The sequence below is a fragment of the Oscillibacter sp. CU971 genome (assembly GCF_905219725.1).
In the GTDB taxonomy this organism is placed as follows: domain Bacteria; phylum Bacillota; class Clostridia; order Oscillospirales; family Oscillospiraceae; genus Oscillibacter.
This window is the reverse complement of record NZ_CAJMXG010000526.1, coordinates 1-1,226: the sequence shown is the minus strand read 5'-3', so window position 1 is coordinate 1,226 and position 1,226 is coordinate 1. Positions and strand designations below refer to the sequence as shown.

Genomic DNA, 1,226 nt, shown 5'->3' with positions numbered 1-1,226 from the left:
CTGCTTTACTGTGCCTCCCCATTGCCTCCCCATGCAGAATCTTGATTTGAAATGTGAAGTCTGGAGGAATTTTATGAACGCGGAATATATGGCGCCAACCATTACGCTATTTCGCCAGAATGGCACTATGGATTTTGAAAGCCAGGAAAAGCTGTTTGACAACCTGATCGAAAAGGGGATGGACGGCATCCTCGTGGAGGGCAGTTGCAGCGAGTTCTTTGCCATGCCGATGGATCAGCACCGGAAAATGGCTGAGTTTTCCATTGAAAAAGTGAATCACCGGGTAAAGCTTATTATCGGCACATCCAATATGGTGGCGGATGAGATCATTGACTTTTCTAATTTCTGCCTGGATGCCGTCATGATCCTGCCGCCCTACTATTTCCATTTTGGCGCCGGTGAGCTGCTCCATTACTATGACCACCTGGCTAATCAGATCCATGGTAATATCTACATTTATAACTTCCCCGATAATACCGGCTATACCATACCACCAGAAACTGTCTTGCAATTAACTAAGCTCCACAGCAATATCGTTGGCATAAAGGACACCATCCCCGGTATGGATCACACCCGGGAGCTCATTAAGGTGGTGAAGTCGCAGGTTCCTTCCTTTGAAATTTACTCCGGCTATGACGACAACTTTGCCCACAACGTTCTCGCAGGCGGCAACGGCTGTATCGCCGCTTTAAGCAATGTTGTGCCCGAAATCTGCGCCGCTTGGGTGCGGTAAAGTGGCCGTTCCCCTCGGTCTGCCAGTTCACGGTCTGGAGGGTCAGGGAACGGCCATTGTCGCTGATGGACTTGGGGATATACTGCGTGTCCTGGTCGGCAAGGCCGGGATAGGTGCGGGTGGCGGTCAGACTCCTGGTGGCGCTGCCATACCCGGCTACCTCCACATTCACCGTGTCCAGTTTCAGGGTTAGCGTTCCGGCAAGGCCGTCCTCGGTGACAAACTCCTTGGTCTGCGGGAGAAGGGCCAGCACCGCGCCCATGTCCTTGCTCTGGCCTGGCTGGGCACGGACACGGTTTCCGTGTGCTGGCGGCTCTCGTTGGCGGGGAGGTTCTGCTTCAGCAGGTCGGTGAGGGTGTAGTGATAGCCGTCCTGCTCGAAGTCGGAACGGGGGATGCCCGCGGGATCATCCGACTGCCCCAGGTCGTACATCTTCCTGATCTCGCTGCCATCCTCGCTCCGGGTGACGGCGGTGGGGTAGCAGGGGGACGGC

The 1,226-nt window shown here is 54.9% G+C and carries 1 protein-coding gene and 1 pseudogene; one reads left to right on the top strand and one right to left on the bottom strand.

Annotated elements, in window-relative coordinates:
* Window positions 1-73 precede the first annotated feature (73 nt).
* Window positions 74-733: a dihydrodipicolinate synthase family protein gene (locus JX325_RS17145; RefSeq protein ID WP_243414164.1), complete on the top strand. Its 660-nt coding sequence runs from the start codon at window positions 74-76 to the stop codon at window positions 731-733.
* Window positions 734-922: 189 nt separating this feature from the next.
* Here JX325_RS17145 and JX325_RS18820 read toward each other — a convergent pair.
* Window positions 923-1,226 (bottom strand): annotated as a pseudogene (locus JX325_RS18820) (hypothetical protein); the annotation flags it as partial.